This window comes from Microcoleus sp. D2_18a_B4, from assembly GCF_036702475.1.
Classification (GTDB): domain Bacteria; phylum Cyanobacteriota; class Cyanobacteriia; order Cyanobacteriales; family Microcoleaceae; genus Microcoleus.
This window is the reverse complement of record NZ_JAUBTL010000099.1, coordinates 1-17,626: the sequence shown is the minus strand read 5'-3', so window position 1 is coordinate 17,626 and position 17,626 is coordinate 1. Positions and strand designations below refer to the sequence as shown.

The 17,626-nt window shown below is 47.2% G+C and carries 19 protein-coding genes; 13 read left to right on the top strand and 6 right to left on the bottom strand.

All coding sequences use genetic code 11. The annotated features are described in order from the left end of the window. Nucleotides 1-366: 366 nt before the first annotated feature. The 11 genes from QUB04_RS31225 (at nt 367) to QUB04_RS31175 (ending at nt 9,815) form a co-directional block, all read left to right on the top strand. Entirely contained in the window at nt 367-1,296 is a 930-nt protein-coding gene (locus QUB04_RS31225) for an LD-carboxypeptidase (protein WP_333290553.1), read from the top strand. 165 nt (nt 1,297-1,461) lie between these two features. After that, on the top strand, nt 1,462-2,247 hold the full coding sequence (locus QUB04_RS31220; protein ID WP_333290552.1) for a hypothetical protein: 786 nt from the start codon (nt 1,462-1,464) through the stop codon (nt 2,245-2,247). A gap of 239 nt (nt 2,248-2,486) precedes the next feature. Then, nucleotides 2,487-3,551 (top strand): uroporphyrinogen decarboxylase, encoded by a 1,065-nt coding sequence (gene hemE / locus QUB04_RS31215; RefSeq protein ID WP_333144146.1) that lies wholly within the window; start codon nt 2,487-2,489, stop codon nt 3,549-3,551. Nucleotides 3,552-3,816: 265 nt separating this feature from the next. After that, on the top strand, nt 3,817-4,782 hold the full coding sequence (locus QUB04_RS31210; RefSeq protein ID WP_333290551.1) for an NAD(P)-dependent oxidoreductase: 966 nt from the start codon (nt 3,817-3,819) through the stop codon (nt 4,780-4,782). Nucleotides 4,783-5,249: 467 nt separating this feature from the next. Next, a complete protein-coding gene (locus QUB04_RS31205; protein ID WP_333290550.1) occupies nt 5,250-6,842 on the top strand; it encodes a B12-binding domain-containing radical SAM protein in 1,593 nt (530 codons plus the stop codon). A gap of 106 nt (nt 6,843-6,948) precedes the next feature. After that, nucleotides 6,949-7,194, top strand: coding sequence for a type II toxin-antitoxin system Phd/YefM family antitoxin (locus QUB04_RS31200; RefSeq protein ID WP_190738292.1), 246 nt, complete (start codon nt 6,949-6,951; stop codon nt 7,192-7,194). Continuing rightward, nucleotides 7,191-7,592 (top strand): type II toxin-antitoxin system VapC family toxin, encoded by a 402-nt coding sequence (locus tag QUB04_RS31195; protein WP_333290549.1) that lies wholly within the window; start codon nt 7,191-7,193, stop codon nt 7,590-7,592. Before QUB04_RS31200 ends, QUB04_RS31195 begins: the two co-directional genes overlap by 4 nt. 31 nt (nt 7,593-7,623) lie before the next feature. Further along, nucleotides 7,624-7,806, top strand: coding sequence for a hypothetical protein (locus QUB04_RS31190; protein WP_333290548.1), 183 nt, complete (start codon nt 7,624-7,626; stop codon nt 7,804-7,806). Nucleotides 7,807-7,825: 19 nt separating this feature from the next. Continuing rightward, entirely contained in the window at nt 7,826-8,725 is a 900-nt protein-coding gene (locus QUB04_RS31185; RefSeq protein ID WP_333290547.1) for a M48 family metalloprotease, read from the top strand. Between the two features lie 128 nt (nt 8,726-8,853). Continuing rightward, entirely contained in the window at nt 8,854-9,300 is a 447-nt protein-coding gene (locus tag QUB04_RS31180; protein WP_333267386.1) for a DUF6932 family protein, read from the top strand. Beyond that, nucleotides 9,297-9,815: a DNA-binding protein gene (locus tag QUB04_RS31175; RefSeq protein ID WP_333144138.1), complete on the top strand. Its 519-nt coding sequence runs from the start codon at nt 9,297-9,299 to the stop codon at nt 9,813-9,815. The genes QUB04_RS31180 and QUB04_RS31175 overlap by 4 nt, the downstream gene beginning before the upstream one ends. Before the next feature lie 172 nt (nt 9,816-9,987). On the opposite strand, the gene QUB04_RS31170 is transcribed toward QUB04_RS31175, so the two are convergent. The 6 genes from QUB04_RS31170 to QUB04_RS31145 form a co-directional block, all read right to left on the bottom strand. Next, complete coding sequence (locus QUB04_RS31170) at nt 9,988-10,434, bottom strand: hypothetical protein (protein ID WP_333290546.1); 447 nt, start codon at nt 10,432-10,434, stop codon at nt 9,988-9,990. A 27-nt stretch (nt 10,435-10,461) separates the two neighbouring features. Further along, on the bottom strand, nt 10,462-10,908 hold the full coding sequence (locus QUB04_RS31165; RefSeq protein WP_333290545.1) for a Tse2 family ADP-ribosyltransferase toxin: 447 nt from the start codon (nt 10,906-10,908) through the stop codon (nt 10,462-10,464). 303 nt (nt 10,909-11,211) lie between these two features. Further along, on the bottom strand, nt 11,212-13,086 hold the full coding sequence (ftsH4, locus tag QUB04_RS31160) for an ATP-dependent zinc metalloprotease FtsH4 (RefSeq protein ID WP_333290544.1): 1,875 nt from the start codon (nt 13,084-13,086) through the stop codon (nt 11,212-11,214). 231 nt (nt 13,087-13,317) lie between these two features. Continuing rightward, nucleotides 13,318-13,824, bottom strand: coding sequence for a tryptophan-rich sensory protein (locus QUB04_RS31155; RefSeq protein WP_333290543.1), 507 nt, complete (start codon nt 13,822-13,824; stop codon nt 13,318-13,320). A 79-nt stretch (nt 13,825-13,903) separates the two neighbouring features. Next, nucleotides 13,904-14,749 carry a M48 family metalloprotease gene (locus QUB04_RS31150; protein WP_333290542.1) on the bottom strand — a complete coding sequence of 282 codons (846 nt, stop codon included), beginning with the start codon at nt 14,747-14,749 and terminating at the stop codon, nt 13,904-13,906. Between the two features lie 87 nt (nt 14,750-14,836). Further along, nucleotides 14,837-15,034: a hypothetical protein gene (locus QUB04_RS31145; RefSeq protein ID WP_333290541.1), complete on the bottom strand. Its 198-nt coding sequence runs from the start codon at nt 15,032-15,034 to the stop codon at nt 14,837-14,839. Between the two features lie 163 nt (nt 15,035-15,197). Here QUB04_RS31145 and QUB04_RS31140 point away from each other — a divergent pair, with 163 nt between their 5' ends. Together QUB04_RS31140 and QUB04_RS31135 are read left to right on the top strand one after the other, a co-directional pair. Continuing rightward, complete coding sequence (locus QUB04_RS31140; protein WP_333290554.1) at nt 15,198-16,802, top strand: HAMP domain-containing sensor histidine kinase; 1,605 nt, start codon at nt 15,198-15,200, stop codon at nt 16,800-16,802. A 173-nt stretch (nt 16,803-16,975) separates the two neighbouring features. Next, nucleotides 16,976-17,542 carry a hypothetical protein gene (locus QUB04_RS31135; protein ID WP_333290540.1) on the top strand — a complete coding sequence of 189 codons (567 nt, stop codon included), beginning with the start codon at nt 16,976-16,978 and terminating at the stop codon, nt 17,540-17,542. Nucleotides 17,543-17,626: the final 84 nt, after the last annotated feature.

Here is a 17,626-nt window from a genome sequence, read left to right as displayed (position 1 = left end):
TATTTTAAAGTCCCAAAAGCCTTTCGACCCCAATTATTTACTTGCTACCCCTTGACAGTTCAAGACAGTATCTACGGAATTACGCTCGATTCACAGAATCCGAAAATGTAGGTTTGTATTTATGGATGGGTGGGGGCGGGTTTTCGAGATGGTCTGTTTCAGTCAGAAATTGTCTGTAAAACCCGCCCCTACGGAATTATGATCGATTCACAGAATCCGAAAATGTAGGTTTGTATTTATGGGTGGGTGGGGGCGGGTTTTCGAGATGGTCTGTTTCAGTCAGAAATTGTCTGTAAAACCTGCCCCTACGGAATTATGATCGATTCACCAAACACGATATAACTAATAACTAATAACTAATAACTAATGACTAACATACAATTTCTGCAACCAGGAGATTTGCTCAAAGTAATTGCCCCTAGTGGCACTTTGCGAGAATCAACCAACTTTGAAAAGGGTGTAGAAATTTGGAAATCCCGCGGCTATCGACTTGAATTAACACCGGGTTTTGACGATCGCTGGGGCTATTTGGCCGGTTCCGATGAAAACCGCGTCCGACAGTTGGCGGATGCCCTCAGTGACCCGGATTGTCGCGGTATTCTGTGTGTTCGTGGCGGTTTCGGCAGCACTCGACTTTTGGAAAAAGGAAAAGTGGGAAAGGCGGAAAATTCCCAATTTCCAACTCCCGATTCCCATTCGCCGAAATGGTTAATCGGCTTTTCAGATATTACTGCTTTGCTGTGGAATCACGCTAAGTTAGGGATTTGGGGCGTTCACGGGCCGATGCTGACAACTTTGGGGGCAGAACCGGATTGGTCTGTCGATCGACTTTTTGACTGCATAGAAGGTCGTCCCTTACAATCTTTGCAAGGTAAAGGATGGGGCAGCGGACAAGCCACGGGGCGGCTGTTTCCTGCGAATCTGACTGTGGCTTCTCATTTGCTCGGAACCCCGTATCAACCGGATTTGACCGGGGTTATTCTCGCATTTGAGGATGTTTCCGAGGCTCCTTACAGGGTCGATCGAATGCTGACTTTGTGGCGGATGGCGGGGGCTTTCGCTGGGGTGCGGGGCATTGCTTTGGGGCGCTTCAGTCGCTGCGAGATTGAGCCGAGTATTCCCAGTTTTAGCATTGAAGAGGTTTTGCGCGATCGGCTGGGGGACTTGAATATTCCCATTGTCTCGGATTTGCCCTTCGGGCACGAGGGAGTTAACGCTGCTTTGCCGATGGGACTTATGGCGAGTCTCGACGCTGAATCGGGATTGCTGATTTGTGGCGATCAATCGCAACTTTAGATTAGGGCTCAACGTCTATAACTTTAACATGAGATTTTGCACCCGCTAAATAGTCCCGTTAGGTGAGGTTGACACGGTTGGCAGAAATTACATTTAAAATGGATTGTGTATGCAAATGTCGGCGCCAAGAAAGCAAAAAGATTTTAAATTTTTCCAGAGGTTGATATGAAAGCACACAACTTGTTAAACAGTATTGCTGCCGCTGTGCTAGTTACGGGATTGGCACTTACCGGAATTTCCTCAAGTGCGGTTGGCGAACAGATAGGTAATAACGATCGCATAGATGGAGTAATTCGCCGCACTTCCCCGATTTACCGTTTCCGAAATATGTGGACACCCGGAAATCCGACGGAAGAATTGCGCGGCCAAGAATACACATTCAGCGCAAGGGAAGGGGATAACATTGAAGTGTTTTTAGATACAGATAGAAGTCGCGGTTTTACTTCCGTCATGGTGCTGTTTTACGGGAACAACAAACAAGTCGCTTTTACGCTAGACAGTTCTTTTAATTATCAAATTCCCCGTACTGGCGATTATAAACTGTTAGTGTTAGCAAAAGATGCAGCCAGGGGCGGTAGCTACACGCTGGAAGTTTCGGGAATTGATGGGGGCGACAGACGAGCTCGCAATTCGCGGGACGATTGGTACACGAGGCGAGATGACGGCCGATATGACGGTCAATATGACAGAGCACAGCTTCTGGAAGATGATTTTGGCTTGCGGTCTGTTGATTGTCGCGAGAGACGTTCTATGGTGAGAGTAAGGTTTGACGATGGAAATCAAGACTCGACTTACTGCGCTGTCCCGACTAGAAACTTTCCGGCGGGAGATTATTACTACAATTCGCGGACTAGAGATTTAGATTCGGCGAGGGTGGATAATAATAGGAGGTTCGATGAGCGTCGAGAACAATGTCGGGTAGTGGTGGGCGGAGTGTGCGTAACGAGGTAAGTAGGTCAAGCTGTAGCGCGGGATCAGAAACCGGGTTTCTTCGTAGAAACCCGGTTTCTTTGCGTATACACAGGATTTCTAGCAGTCCTTTATATACAGTCGCTCTCTGGCCCTCGCCTCACTTTCTTTGGCAATGGCAAAATACACATTTGTACACACAACGATTTTGTCGAAAAGGACGATCGCACAGTGGTAAGCTACCAAAGGCATTGAAATATCTAAGGTAGAGAAAAGTTAAAATGTCGGCATTAAATGAAGTTCCCTTGTTGTTGCGGGCAGCCCGCGGCGAAACCCTAGACCGCCCGCCCGTGTGGATGATGCGTCAAGCCGGCCGCTACATGAAGGCTTATCGAGATTTGCGAGAAAAGTATCCCTCGTTTCGCGAACGTTCCGAAATTCCCGAAGTTGCGATCGAAGTTTCCCTTCAGCCGTGGCGCGCGTTTCAACCCGACGGCGTAATCCTGTTTTCCGATATTGTCACCCCCATGCCCGGTTTGGGCATTGACATGGACATCGCCGAAGGCAAAGGCCCGATTATCCACTCACCCATCCGCACTCAGCAGCAAATCGACAACCTGCAACCGCTGAACCCGGAAGAAAGTTTGCCGTTTATCAAAACCATCCTGAAATCCCTGCGCGAAGAAGTCGGCAACAAATCCACCGTGCTCGGTTTTGTGGGCGCGCCGTGGACGCTGGCGGCCTATGCGGTTGAGGGCAAAGGTTCTAAGGATTATGCCATCATCAAAAACATGGCATTTTCCGATCCAACTTTACTGCATCAGTTGCTGTCGAAATTCGCAGATGCGATCGCCGTTTACGTGCGCTATCAAATCGACTGCGGCGCGCAAGTAGTGCAAATGTTCGACTCCTGGGCCGGCCAACTTTCCCCGCAGGACTACGACACCTTCGCTTTACCTTACCAGAAACAGGTGTTCGAGCAAGTCAAAAAAACCCATCCCGACACCCCGCTAATTCTGTTAGTCACCGGTAGCGCCGGCCTCCTCGAACGCATGACAACATCCGGCGCGGATATCATCAGCGTCGATTGGACAGTGGATATGGCCGACGCGCGCCGACGTTTGGGCCCCAATATGAACGTTCAGGGAAATCTCGATCCGGGCGTGTTGTTTGGTTCTCAACCGTTTATTCGCGATCGAATTCTTGATACAATTCGCAAAGCGGGCCCGCGCGGACACATCCTCAACTTGGGACACGGCGTGTTACCGGGAACTCCCGAAGACAACGTGCGTTTCTTCTTTGAAACGGCAAAACAAGCCGACAAATTGCTTGCAGTTGCTGCTTGAAATTGATTGCGAACTGGTTCTAACTGGTTTTAACTGGTTCCCAGGCTCTGCCTGGTGAACCCATATCCAGAGGCTCTGCCTCGCGTAAAATGGAGGCAGAGCCTCCGGATCTGCGTTACCAGGTCAGAGCCTGGTAACGAGTAACAAAAACACACAATATTTGTAGGGACACGGCAATGCCGTCTCCAACCGTGAAAAAAACACGGCAATACCGTCTCCCTACCCTGGAAAAAGCGTCAAATCCTCCCTCTTCCCCTGCGGCAAAATGAACTCCAAAAAAATTTTTGTGACGGGTGCAAGTGGCTGTATCGGTCACTACATGACCGAAACTTTGATTCAAGAAACAAACCACGAACTCTACTTATTAGTTCGCAACCCAGAAAAATTAAAATTTGACTGGAAAGCCCGCCCCGGCATCCATATATTACAAGGCGATATGCGAGATATCGAGCAATTTGCCGAACTTTTGCAAACAATAAATGTAGCAATTGTAGCCGCTACTGCTTGGGGAGGAACTCAAGAAGTTTTTGATGTTAACGTAACCAAAACTCTCCAGCTAATTCAACTACTTTCGCCACAGACTTGCCAACAAGTAATTTATTTTTCAACTGCCAGTATTCTGGGTCGAGACAACAATTTGCTCAAAGAAGCCGGGGAACTGGGGACAGATTATATCAGCTCAAAATACAACTGCATGGTGCATTTGTCTGCCTTAAAAAATGTGCCTCCCATTACGGCACTTTACCCGACATTAGTATTGGGAGGAGACGCCGAAAAACCAGTCTCTCACTTGTCATCGGGCCTGCCACTTGTGGCTAAATGGATTGGTTTGATTCGCTGGTTTAAGGCAGATGGTAGTTTTCACTTCATCCACGGCGCAGATATTGCTAAAGTAGTTAATTATTTAGTTGAACATCCGCCTGCTTCCGAGGAACCGCGACATTTTGTGCTAGGAAATCCGGCGATTACAGCTAACGAAGTGGTAGAACAAGCTTGCCAGTATTTGAATAAAAAGATATTTTTTAGGATTACTCTGTCACCTTGGCTAGCCGATTTCTTTATTTGGCTGTTCCGAATTCAGGTGGCTGCTTGGGATAGATTTTGCATCAGCTACCGCCATTTTACCTATCAAAATCTTGTGAATCCCGAAAGCATAGGAATGCCAAGTTACTGCGGCACAGTTGCCGATATGTTAAGAACTAGCGGGATTCCCGGCAAAGATTCAAAGTAGTCCGTACACTCCGCACCAATAATCGGACGGGCTAGAAGCCCATCCCACAAGAAAGATTGTGGGATGGGCTTCTAGCCCGTCCCTAATTATTTTTGCGCTTCTCAAATCCCATCCCACAAGAAAAACAATTTTTGGGATGGGCTAGAAGCCCATCCCTAATTCTTTATGCTATTCAAGTCTAGTGTTTCAAATTCTTTTTTGCCTTAGTCCCATGCTTTTTAAATGCGATTATCGTCAATTAAGGGTCAAATAGGATAAGATATCAGCATTTGCACACTTTAACAGGGAACTGCAAGCTAAAAATTGCGCTCATTTTGTTGGTATTAGGGGGTGTCACCCCTCGCCAGATATTCGATCGAGTGCAAGATCGTAATTTTAGCCTTAACATGAAGTCTTGAGAGTCGATCGAACTCTCAAACACGCCAGCCCGATCGCAAGTTGTTTACTGATGTGAGGTTTAACATATAATGCGAGTTCTTTTAGTTTACCCGCTGTTTCCGAAAACATTTTGGTCTTACGAGAAAATCCTAGAATTAGTCGATCGTAAAGTGCTGCTGCCACCGCTGGGTTTGGTAACGGTAGCAGCTATTTTACCCCAAGAATGGGAATTTAAGTTAGTCGATCGCAATATCAGACAAATCACCGAAGCAGAATGGGAATGGGCCGAGCTCGTTATTCTCTCGGCAATGATTGTCCAAAAAGAAGATTTGCTAGACATAATTCGCGAAGCAAAACGGCGCGGTAAATCCGTAGCTTGCGGCGGCCCTTACCCGACTTCAGTACCCGAAGAACCTCAAGCAGCGGGCATAGATTACCTGATTCTCGACGAAGGCGAAATCACCTTGCCGATGTTTGTCGAAGCAATAGGGCGCGGCGAAAAAAGCGGAATTTATCGATCGGACGGCGTAAAACCAGACGTTACCACAACGCCAGTCCCCCGCTTCGACTTGCTGGAATTAGACGCCTACGACTCAATGTCGATTCAATTTTCCCGAGGCTGTCCCTTCCAGTGCGAATTCTGCGATATCATCGTCCTCTACGGCCGCAAACCTCGCACCAAAAACCCCCAACAATTGATAGCAGAATTAGACTATCTCTACAACTTGGGCTGGCGGCGCGGCGTGTTCATGGTAGACGACAACTTTATCGGCAACAAACGCAGCGTCAAACTGTTGCTAAAAGACTTAAAAGTCTGGCAAGAAGAACACAAATTCCCGTTTACTTTTAACACAGAAGCATCCATCGATTTAGCACAAGACCAAGAATTGATGGACATGATGGTTGCTTGCAATTTCAATGCAGTGTTTCTAGGGATTGAAACTCCCGACGAAGAAAGCCTGCAAATGACGAAAAAATTCCAAAATACCCGAAATTCCCTGATCGAATCCGTAGAGTTAATTGCTAAATCAGGTTTGCGAGTAATGGCCGGATTTATCATCGGATTTGACGGGGAAAAACCCGGCGCCGGTCAGCGGATTGTCCAGTTTGCCGAAGCAGCAGCAATTCCGAGCACAACCTTTGGAATGCTGCAAGCTTTGCCGCACACTGCATTGTCCCACAGACTAGCAAAAGAAGGGCGGTTGCGCGACAAATCGGGCAACCTCAACCAGACAACTTTGATGAACTTCATTCCGACGCGGCCTCTCGAAGATATTGCCCGCGAATATGTCGAGGCATTCTGCGAAGTGTACGATGCTGAGAAATATTTAGACCGGACTTATCGCCACTTCTTGATGCTGGGTGCACCTACAGCAAAGATACCTGCAAGAGTTCCGAGTTGGATAGACTTGCGAGCACTGTTAACTGTGGTTTGGCGGCAGGGAGTCAAGCGCAAAACTCGGTGGAAGTTCTGGCATCATTTGTTCAGCATTCTCAGACGCAATCCTGCGGTTTGGGATCATTATTTGACAGTGTGTGCTCACAACGAGCATTTCCTCGAATACCGCCAGATTGTGCGGGATGAAATTGAAGCTCAATTGGCTGACTTTTTGGCTAATGAGTCTCAAACTGTATATCAAGAACCTGTTGCTGTTGAGGAAAAGCAAGTGCAAGCGGTTTAGGGTTGGAGAATTCAACCGCAGATAAACGCAGGTAAACGCAGATGAATGTAAGATTGTCTGCGTTTATTTGGTTATACTTAGTTTATAGACTTGTTTTTTTAAGAGCATGGAAACTGTAAATATCCATCAAGCTAAAACAAATTTCTCACGACTACTGTCGCGTGTGGAACTGGGAGAAGAAATCATTATTTCCAACGAAGGCATCCCAGTCGCGAAGTTGGTTCCATTTCGTACTTCATCCAATCGACGAGCTAGTTTGGGACAAGATCGAGGGAGATTTGTTTTGCCAGAGGACTTTAACGATCCTTTGCCAAAAGAGATTTTGACAGCATTCGAGGGAGATGAAGAGTGAAACTCTTGCTGGATACGCAGTGTTTTTTGTGGTGGTTTGCCCAACCAGATCGATTGAATGAGGAGGCGATCGCACAGATTGCCGATGAAACGAACGAATTGTGGTTTTCTGTTGCTAGTGTCTGGGAAATGGGCATCAAAGTTGCGATCGGAAAGTTACCACTTCCAGAACCTATAGATACCTACATTTCGACGCGCATGATACAGTTAGATGTGCGATCGCTGGAAATTACAGCACCTCATGCCCTGCGAGCGGCTGCGTTACCATTACATCATCGAGATCCCTTCGATCGAATGCTGATTGCCCAGGCTCAGATGGAGGAGATGACGCTTGTGAGTGCTGATTCAATGTTCAAGCAATACAGCGATATTGCTATTCTTTGGGCCGCCAATTCGTGAGATTAATCTCGTTTCCAAGCTCTGCCTGGAAATGTCAGATTCTGCGGATATGCTGGTTCAAGAAAGCAAGCAGATAGAGCCTCCAGAGACATTCTCCGTCTCCGATCTAGCAGGTAAAATACTACTATTGGCGGCAGCAGTTATTTCGGCAGATAGAGGCGCGATCGCCCGCAAATATGAAAATCTAATTACAAGCTCAAAAATATCAAAATAGCGATCGCCCTCAACCCGCCATGTTAGGAACAAATCAACTCAGAACAGCCGCTCTCTTAGGACTCCTAAGCGGCCTTCTCGTTTTAGGAAGTTATTATTTAATCGGCAACGAGCAAGGACTTTACATCGGTTTAGCGCTAGCCGCCTTCTCAAGTTTTAGCTCTTGGTACTATTCCGACACGGCCGCGTTAATGGCTTACCGCGCTCAGCCGATCGCCCGCAGCGAAGCACCAGAAATCTACGATATGGTAGCATCGCTGAGTGAAAAAGCCCAAATTCCCGTGCCTAAAATATTTCTAGTTCCTACTCAATCTCCCAACGCATTCGCCACAGGAAGAGACCCGGAACACGCGACAATAGCAGTTACTGAAGGCATCATCAAGCTGCTTTCCCGCGAAGAATTGGAAGGCGTTTTAGCGCACGAACTGACACACATCCGCAACCGCGACACCCTCACTCAAGCAGTTGCAGGAACAATTGCCGGTGCAATTACATTTGTCGGGCGAATTCTTACTTTTGGAGCGCTTTACGGCCCGGTAACACGGGATAGCAGACAAGGCGCGAATCCGTTTGGTTTGCTGTTTTTAATCATTTTAGCACCGCTATCAGCAACCGTAATTCAAATGGCGATTTCTCGGACGAGGGAATTTGCAGCCGACAGCGGTGCAGTGGAAATTACCAATAACCCGATCGGTTTAGCAAACGCGCTGCAAAAATTAGAGAAAATGGGTCATGAAATTCCCATGCACGGCAATCCTGCGATGTCGCCGCTGCTGATTGTTAATCCTTTTTCGACTAAAGGTTTGCAGTCACTTTTCCGCACTCACCCGCCGACAGAGGAGCGCATTCAACGCCTTTTGGAAATCGCGCAGCAGCAGCAGCAAGGTACTCCAGTTATGGCCTACGTGCCCGGAATTTGATCGATCGAAAATGCAGCAAGAATATTGAAAAACCAGGTTGTTTGAACCAACCTGGTTTTTGTTTGTTTATAATGGTAGCTGTGGTACGATCGACTCGCACAACTAATTTGCGGCGCGGGTGTGAGTAAGTGATTCCAGAATTCGATGAAAACGGCAATCTACCACGGGGAGTTCATTGGTGCGAATGGGAGGAGTTTGAGGAAAGATTTGGTACGACTGTTCCCAGAAAGAACATGATAAAGGGGTTGAAACTGGCAATGACTCAGTTAAAAGCGGCAGGTGCTAGAACTATCTATATTGATGGTAGTTTTGTTACCAGCAAAGACAAACCTAATGATTTTGATGCTTGTTACGATAGAGAAACTGTAGACAGGGAGTATCTGAGAATCAATGCTCCTAGATTGTTCAATCATCAGGATCGAAATGCCCAAAAAGCTAAGTATCGAGGGGAGATTTTTCCCTCAGACGAACCTGTAGGCAATTACGGAGAAAATTCCTTTGAATTTTTTCAAAGCGACAGAGGGCAAAACAAGAAAGGAATTATAGCGCTCGATTTAATGAGGTGGGAACCGTGATTAAAAATGAATTTGAGTACGGAGTCAGCAAAGATTGGGTGCAAAAATTCAACAAAACTCTAGCAGCAATGGAGCGGGATGAAGAAGCAAAAAGAAAGGACTTCCTCAAATGGGATGCTGGTAGAGGTTCGATTCAGCGCCATTTGGATCAGTTGCACGAAGAAATAGCAGAATATGAACGATTGATGGCGTGGGACAAGAGTAAGCCGATCGAACTTGTAGTTGAGAATTTCAATAAACTATCAGATGCTTTAATTAAAGCTCGAATGGCAGCAAAAATCAGCGTGGAAGAACTAGCAGAAAGGTTGGATATGGACCCTGAACGCCTTAAGGAACACGAGAAGAAAGATTATCAAGGTGCTAGTTATATGGAACTCCTTGAAATTAGCTGTGTTTTGGGGCTGGAGTTTAAGACGGCTGTGATGCAGGTCGATTTTGAGGAAATAGAGTTTACCAAACAAACAATAGCAGAATCGCGCTATCGAAAAAAGAAGAAGGCAAGTAAAACCGCCTAAAGATTTGAGGGTGCGATCGCGAAGACTACTGAGTTGATTGGGTTTGTTGGGTGTAAATTAGATAGGCGGGGGGCGAGGTCTCCACTAAAAGGATTTACCCCACGCTCAGCAATTCATCCAGCTTGTTCTTTAAGTCCGGTGATGCTAGTAGTGGTCTATAAACTTCACCTTCCTAGGGCTTCCAAACATATCCAAGACTGAACGATCGAAAAACCGAAGATGCTCCCGTTGCTTGCCAAACAGCTTCAGCTAAAACCAATCCAGGAAAAACCAAGGCAGGCTCTTCAATCAATTCGCTGTAGGTTCTAAACTCATCTACTTCCCTACCAACTAAAGCATACCGAAACGGTGGAGCAAACCGCAAACTCTGATACAGAAATATACCTATTTCCGTCATCAAATAAGCACTTTCTGGAGTGTCAATCCCAATCTCACTGAGGCCACTTGGACAAACTCGACACCACCAATTTTCTTCTATGTCCTGAAAAAATTCAGCCCGACATTGGGAATGTCTACCGTTTGAGATTACCCAGGAAATTTCATTGAAATATTGAGCAAATTGCTGTGCTTCAGATTGCTTTATCCCACATTCAGCCGATAAGCTAAACACCCATGCCATTGCTGTTCTCCCGTTGAGTAAATTAAACTATCCAACTTTCTCCCATTCGCTCTGTGTCTGGGCCAGCGCTGCTTCATATTTCTCTAAAAGCATTGTAGCGCTTGGCAAAATACTCACATGAGTTGGACTATCTTGCACAGCTTCAATATCTCCGAGGATCTTGCTGTCGTCAATCTGCCAAAGAGGATCTTTTCCTGTTCCGCCAAATTTTGGGGGTTTGCGGAATGGTGGTAAGCCTTCGATAGAGAGGGATACATACATTCCTTTTGTGTTTCTAATGGCTACAGTGACAGACTCCTCTGAAGACTTGCGTTCTATTTCTGGTAGTAAATAACCTTGTTCATCCAACCAGTCTTTGGGCACTTGCTCAACATCAATGTCAATACTGGGTCTGACTCCCAATAGCCTCGCGTTGCGTCCCATTTTGGGTTTACCGTTTTCTTCTGCCATGCCTCGATAATAGAGTCTTGCCATTAGCCTTTTATCAGCCCAACTCGATCGCCAGATTAATCATAATGTAATTGCTGCATTGGTTTCATGCGATCGCTCTTTGTTGTTGCAGCTAATTCGTGAGATGTCACTGCTCATTTATTTTGATTTGAGTATCAGGGAGAGCGCCCTGTGATTGCTCTCCCTTAATAGAATTACTTGCGATCGCACAAACGCGGGTTTGTCCGTTTGCCGTTGTCTGTTTCAGTCGGCTCATCGTGGAGTGCGATCGCAAAACGCAGATGATTTGGAATCATCTGCGTTCATCGGTGGTTTAATTAAACCCTATTAAACTGAAGCCGCAACCTTATCTAAAGGCCGCACTTGAGCGAGGAATTCGCGAAGTGCATCACCTTCCACCACCTCAGTTTCCAACAGTTTCTGCGTAATTGTTTCCAACAATTCCCGATTTGCTTTCAGAATATCCAAAGCTTGCTGATGTGCAGTTTCGACAATTTCCTTCACTTCTTGGTCGATCGCCTCCGCAGTTTGAGCACTTACCGCGCGGCGGGCATTTCCCATACCGTCATTGAGGAACATTGATTGTTGACCTCGATCGTAAGCAAGAGGCCCCAAAACCTTACTCATCCCGTAAGTTGTCACCATCCGTTCAGCTAAATCAGTCGCCCTTTGCAAGTCATTTGAAGCGCCAGTAGTAATGCTACCAAACACAACTTCCTCAGCCGATCGCCCTCCAAGCAGTGTAGCAATCTGACCGCGCAATTCCGATTCATCCAACAAGAAACGGTCTTCTGTCGGTACTTGCAACGTGTAACCCAATGCTGCCATACCGCGCGGGACGATCGATATTTTGGCCACTTCGCCGCCGCCGGTCAGTGCAGCACCAACCATCGCGTGCCCGACTTCGTGGTAAGCCACAATCTTTTTCTCTTTTTCATTGAGCACCCGGCTTTTCTTTTCCAAGCCAGCTACAACGCGCTCAAACGCCTCAAAAAAGTCTTCCTGCGCCACAGTTAGTCGCTTGTTACGAGCGGCTAACAAAGCAGCTTCATTGACCAAATTTGCCAAATCTGCGCCCGAAAAACCGGGGGTACGAGTGGCGACGGCCTTCAAGTCAATATCCGGGCCCAACTTCACTTTTTGAGAGTGAATGTTCAAAATTGCTTCGCGGCCGGATAAGTCGGGGCGATCGACTAAAACTTGGCGATCGAAACGGCCAGGGCGCAACAAAGCAGCATCCAAACTTTCTGGGCGGTTAGTTGCAGCCAGCACAATTACCGTAGTATTGCCCGCCGCAAAACCGTCCATTTCAGTTAATAATTGATTGAGAGTTTGTTCGCGTTCATCATTCCCACCGAAGCTAGCGTTACTGCTACGAGATTTGCCGATCGCGTCCAATTCATCAATGAAAATAATACAAGGAGCCTGTTTCTTAGCCTGCTCGAATAAATCTCTAACTCTTGCAGAACCAACACCTACAAACAGTTCCACAAACTCCGAACCGGAGATGCTAAAAAACGGCACGCCAGCTTCACCAGCTACTGCTTTTGCTAACAGCGTTTTGCCAGTTCCCGGAGGCCCTACTAACAGCACGCCTTTCGGGATTCTCGCGCCAATTGCCGTAAATCTGTCAGGAGTTTTCAGGAATTCAACAACTTCGACTAATTCAGTTTTAGCCTCTTCTACTCCAGCCACATCAGCAAAAGTAATTTTCGCCGATTCGCCTTCTACATAGACCTTAGCTTTGCTTTTGCCCAGCGAGAGCGCGCCCTGTGGCCCGCCGCCCTGCCTGTTCATGAAAAATTGAAAAATCGCCACAAAAATCAGCGGCGGAACCACCCAGCTTAAAACACTGCCGATCCAGCCATTTTTAGCTGGCGGAGTTGCCGCAAATTCAACGCCTTTTTCTTGTAAAAGTTTAGGTAATTCCAGGTCAAAAATCGGCGTAGTGGAGAGCACTTGACCGGGTTTGTCGCCTTCGCCTTTGAGTTGGTAGCGAATTTCATTTTGACCTACTGAAGCTCTGACTACATCTTGTTCTTGTACTTGATGGACGAACAAGCTGTAAGGCACTTGCGGAATTTGGGGGCCGAACAAATTGGGTAAAAAGATGTTTGCCAGCAAAAACAAACTTGAGAGCAATAACAAAATATTGCTAATTTGGCGAAAACGAGGTGGTTGGGGCTGGTCTTTAATGGCCATTGATAACTGTCATCCTTTGATTTAAAGCAGTTTTATTCATCTATTTTCTCATCAAATACCCACACACTGTTAAGCGGATTTCCTCACTTTATCGGGTGGGTTAACCCGCTAGCACCGATGTGCTATTATTAACAATGTTTTTTTTAACGAACGGCGAAGACGCTAAGGACACGAAGGAAGAGAAGAGAAGAGCGTTATAGTATGTAGGGTGCGCCGAAGAACACCGAATATTTATGCAGCTTCCGGGTTTAACTGAATCATTTCCCAAGTGGTATAAGTGCCGATCGCACCCCAAATCGCGTAAGGCAAAAGTAACAAAGCGGCGGTTTGAGAAATCGGCAAAACAGCCAACGTCAACACAACTCCCAAAATCTCGCCAGCCCCTCCCAAAATCGTCCCTACTTTGAGACTTTTGGCTCTGAGAGTAGCAGGAATATAAGCAACTGTGACAATTTCTAAAAGCAAGTACAAAGCCATCAACAGCCATGTTTTGAGACTACCGGGTTCCTGTTCCCACACGAAAGTAGCGCTGCCGGCCCCGCAAGCAAAAATCACCGTCCAAATTAACGGAATAGCAGGCTCAAAAAACATCCAATCCGGTCTTTGAAGTTTGACGGCCCAGTTAATATCGCGCAGTTTAAAAAACAGAGTACCGAAGGCGACTGAGAAAGTCACACCGCCGATAATCATCCAAGATTCAATCATGGTTTTCAACATTCCAATTGCTCGATCGCTCATTAAGTCGATCGTGTCAAATCCAAGCCGAACTTAGATCCGCCTATAGTAATAACTTTTGTAAAGCCCGATGCAATTATTGCTAACCGCCCGACACATTTTTAGCAAACTCTTCGCGTCCAGACACCAAGTTAGCTGGAACACCGTTAGGGTAATTTTGCGCGATTAAAGCTTGCAATTTTTGAACTCGGTTTTCCGGGTTGGGGTGAGAACTCAAAAACTCCGGCGGCGCTTCGCCCTTCCTAGCGGCACCGAGGATTTGCATCACCTCAACAATACCTCTAGGATCGTAACCAGCTTCGGTCATAAACCGAAAACCGAGCTGATCGCTCTCAAGTTCGTCGGATCTACCGTACCGCAAACCGACAACTTGATTGACAGCTTGAGCAATTAATGCTGCCTGCTGCCCGCCCCCGCGATCGTCGCTAGTAGCCACTCCAACCGCCGTTACCAAAGACCTGCCCAACTGCTGTTTTGCCAAGTGTTCCGCACCGTGACGCGCCACAACGTGACCGCTTTCGTGCCCCAGTATAGCGGCCAACTGAGCCTCGGAATTTAGCCGCCCCAGGAGTCCGGCGGTAATGAAAACTTGTCCGCCCGGTAGAGCAAAAGCATTGACAGTTTGGGCGTCTCGCAGCAGGTGGAATTCAAACGGATAACCCGCTTGTTTCGCGGCCGAACCGTTGACAACTCGTGCTCCTACTCGATCGAGATACTGCTGAAGACTCTGGCTGGGATAAAGCCCCCCGTGCTGCGCGGCCATTTTATCTCGCGCCTGCAACCCCAAAACTATCTCTTGGCGGGGAGAAAGCTGCACCCGCTGTCTCTCTCCAGTTACCGGATTTTGTACGTCGTTTGTAAAATAGGTGATTGCTCCAAAAAATGCCATTAACAGCCCGATCGCGGCTCGAAATAAAAATTTATTCACAGGCTTTTACCTAAAAAGTTTAGCGATTATAATACTAGGGTGACTACTCTCTCGACATCTGTCTGAAGTATCAAGAAGGGAAAGTTGTTAGAGTTTTTTGATATAATTTGCGAACAAGGCTTTTTTTAACGAACCGCGAAGGCGCGAAGGACACGAAGGAAGAGAAGAAGAGAAGATAAGAAGGTTATAGTTATTAAATTGGTTAAACTGAGATGTTGCACCATTGTCAGCAACAGGCTTTCCGGCCTGTTCCACAAAGAATAGATTGTCTTGTGGAACAGGCATCTTGCGTCAGCTACAGGCTTTCCGGCCTGTTCCACAAAGAATAGATTGTCTTGTGGAACAGGCCGGAAAGCCTGTTCAGAAAAGGCTAATTGAGAATGGTGCAACATATGAGTTAAATCTATTGAATCCATTACACAATCCGTTGCCGAACTTCTTTCGCAATATGTTTCAAGCTACCCGCCGCCGCCTCGCTATTTGGTACACTGCCGTTACTGCTGTATTGTTACTTGTATTCGCCACTGGTTTCTATTTCTACGTCCGCAATACTTTGATCGATCGCATTGACGACACCCTCCATCACGTTGTCGAAGTAATAGAGCGAACTCTCGTTATCGAACCGCTAAATTTCCCTAATATCAAAGATAAAAACAAGTTGCAAGTTAATATTCAAGCCAGTTTTCGAGATAGCACCGATGCTGTAGAAGACGACCATATTGATTTAGAATGGTTCAGTCCTACAGGCGAATTGCTGTGGTCTACTTTATCGGAACCGCTGAATATTCCCATTCACGCTAACCGCACCGGCGAAACAGTTTGGATAATTAATAATAAGTTGCAGTTTGAGGGCACAAATCAGGCCGAAGAAAGTTGGGCAACGGGCAATGTACGGGATGTCACGGATTTAATGGATAGAGGGAAGAGGGATTTAACCGCAGAGGCGCAGAGGGCGCAGAGGGGAGAAAGAAGAGATTTTGATGGCGGTTTGAATGCAGGTTGGCAGGAAAATCTAAATTTAGGTAGTGAAAAGTCTATTGCACAAAATACAAATCGCGTTTCTACTAAACCAATTAGCATTCGGACAACTCAAAACTATTCCCTCAGACAAGTAACGCAGCGAGTACAAATCGGCCGCCAAGTTCTGGGATATTTGCGAGTCAGCCATCCTTGGTTTGAAGTGACAAAACCCATCCGCCAATTAATTCTCGATTTGATTTTGGGCGCGAGTTTAACTCTAATTTGCGTTGCAGCTATTGGCTGGCTGCTGTCGGGATTGGCGATGGCACCGATACGGGAGTCTTACGGGCGTCTCAAACAGTTTACCGCTGATGCTTCTCACGAACTCAGAAATCCGATCGCCACTATTCAAACTAACGTCCAAGTAGCTTTGGCGGAACCGGATATCGAACCGCAGCAGCATCAACAGCTACAAGTTATCGAACGCCTGACGCGCCGTTTGGGGCGCTTGGTTGACGATTTGCTGTTTTTAGCCAGACAAGATAGCGGCATCGTCCAGCAGCAGTGGATTGAGGTTCCTCTCGATGCTTTGCTGATGGAGGTAATTGAAGAACAACAGGCGATCGCCACTACCCAAAATCTCTCTCTTTCTTTGGAAATTGTCGATCTGCCCAACGCTGAGGACAACTTTACACTGTTGGGCGACTGGGATCAACTAGCCCGACTGTTTACCAATATCGTCAGCAACGCCGTGCAGTACACGCCCTCTGGCGGCGAAATTGAAGTAGAATTGCAACTTGCAGCCAAAAACAAAAGAAATTCGCCGATCTTAAATCCAGCCCTGCAAATAAAAGTAACAGACACCGGCATCGGGATTTCCGCAGAAGCCCTGCCACATTTGTTCGATCGATTCTACCGCGTAGATCCCGCCCGAACCCATCGCAGCGCCGCCGGTTCCGGTTTAGGATTAGCAATCGCCAAAGCAATTGTCGAAAATCACCGCGGCCAAATCCGCATTGACAGCCAAGTCGATCGAGGTACCGCCGTTACCGTCACCCTCCCCGCCCACAAATCAGAAGCATCCCACCTCTAAAACTTCCCCTCCTCCTCTGCGCCCTCTGCGCCCTCTGCGGTTAAAAAAAAATCTCCCCCTCAAGCCTGATTCTTCTTACCTCGCGCCCAAACCAAGCTATTAAAATTCAATTCCCGCATAGATTAACATGAACTGTGTTGGACAACCTCGATCGAACTTGTGAGGAGTTATTTATGTTTCGCCACAATCTACCGTTAAAAAAAATCAGCTTGCTAGCAGCCACCGGCGTCGGTTTACTCGTTAGTCTCGCAACACTTTCCCAAGCCGGCGGCCCCCCGCCCCAAAAAGGAAAACCCGTTTCCCAACCCGCAGAGACTCCCGCAGCCACTGAAGAACCCGTCAACCAACCAACTCCGGCTGCGAGTCCGGGTCTCAGCGGGATGCCCTCTACACCAACAGACGCGCCTGCCCGCTTCCCCATGCCCAGTGCGCGAGTTACGCCTGCCGAAGGCATGATAGTAATTAAACTGGTGAATACCACCAATGCTGTCATCAATTATCAAATCGTAGGCGTCACCCAGCCGCGCACTCTGGGCGAACAATCGGAAATTTTGCTGAAAACCATCCAAGTGCCAATCACCCTCACTTACCAGCGCCCAGACGGCGGATTGCTGCTGGTTCGCCCCCAAGCAACCGCGATGCCGGGAATGTTGCAAGTCAGTTTCGGCGCGACAACTGAGTTGGACGCTGATACAAAATCGCTGCAAATTCAGGAAGATGGCAAGGTAGTTTTGAATTAGTTTAACGGTTGACTGTTGACTGTTGACTGTTGACTGTTGACTGTTGACTGTTGACTGTTGACTGTTGACTGTTGACTGTTGACT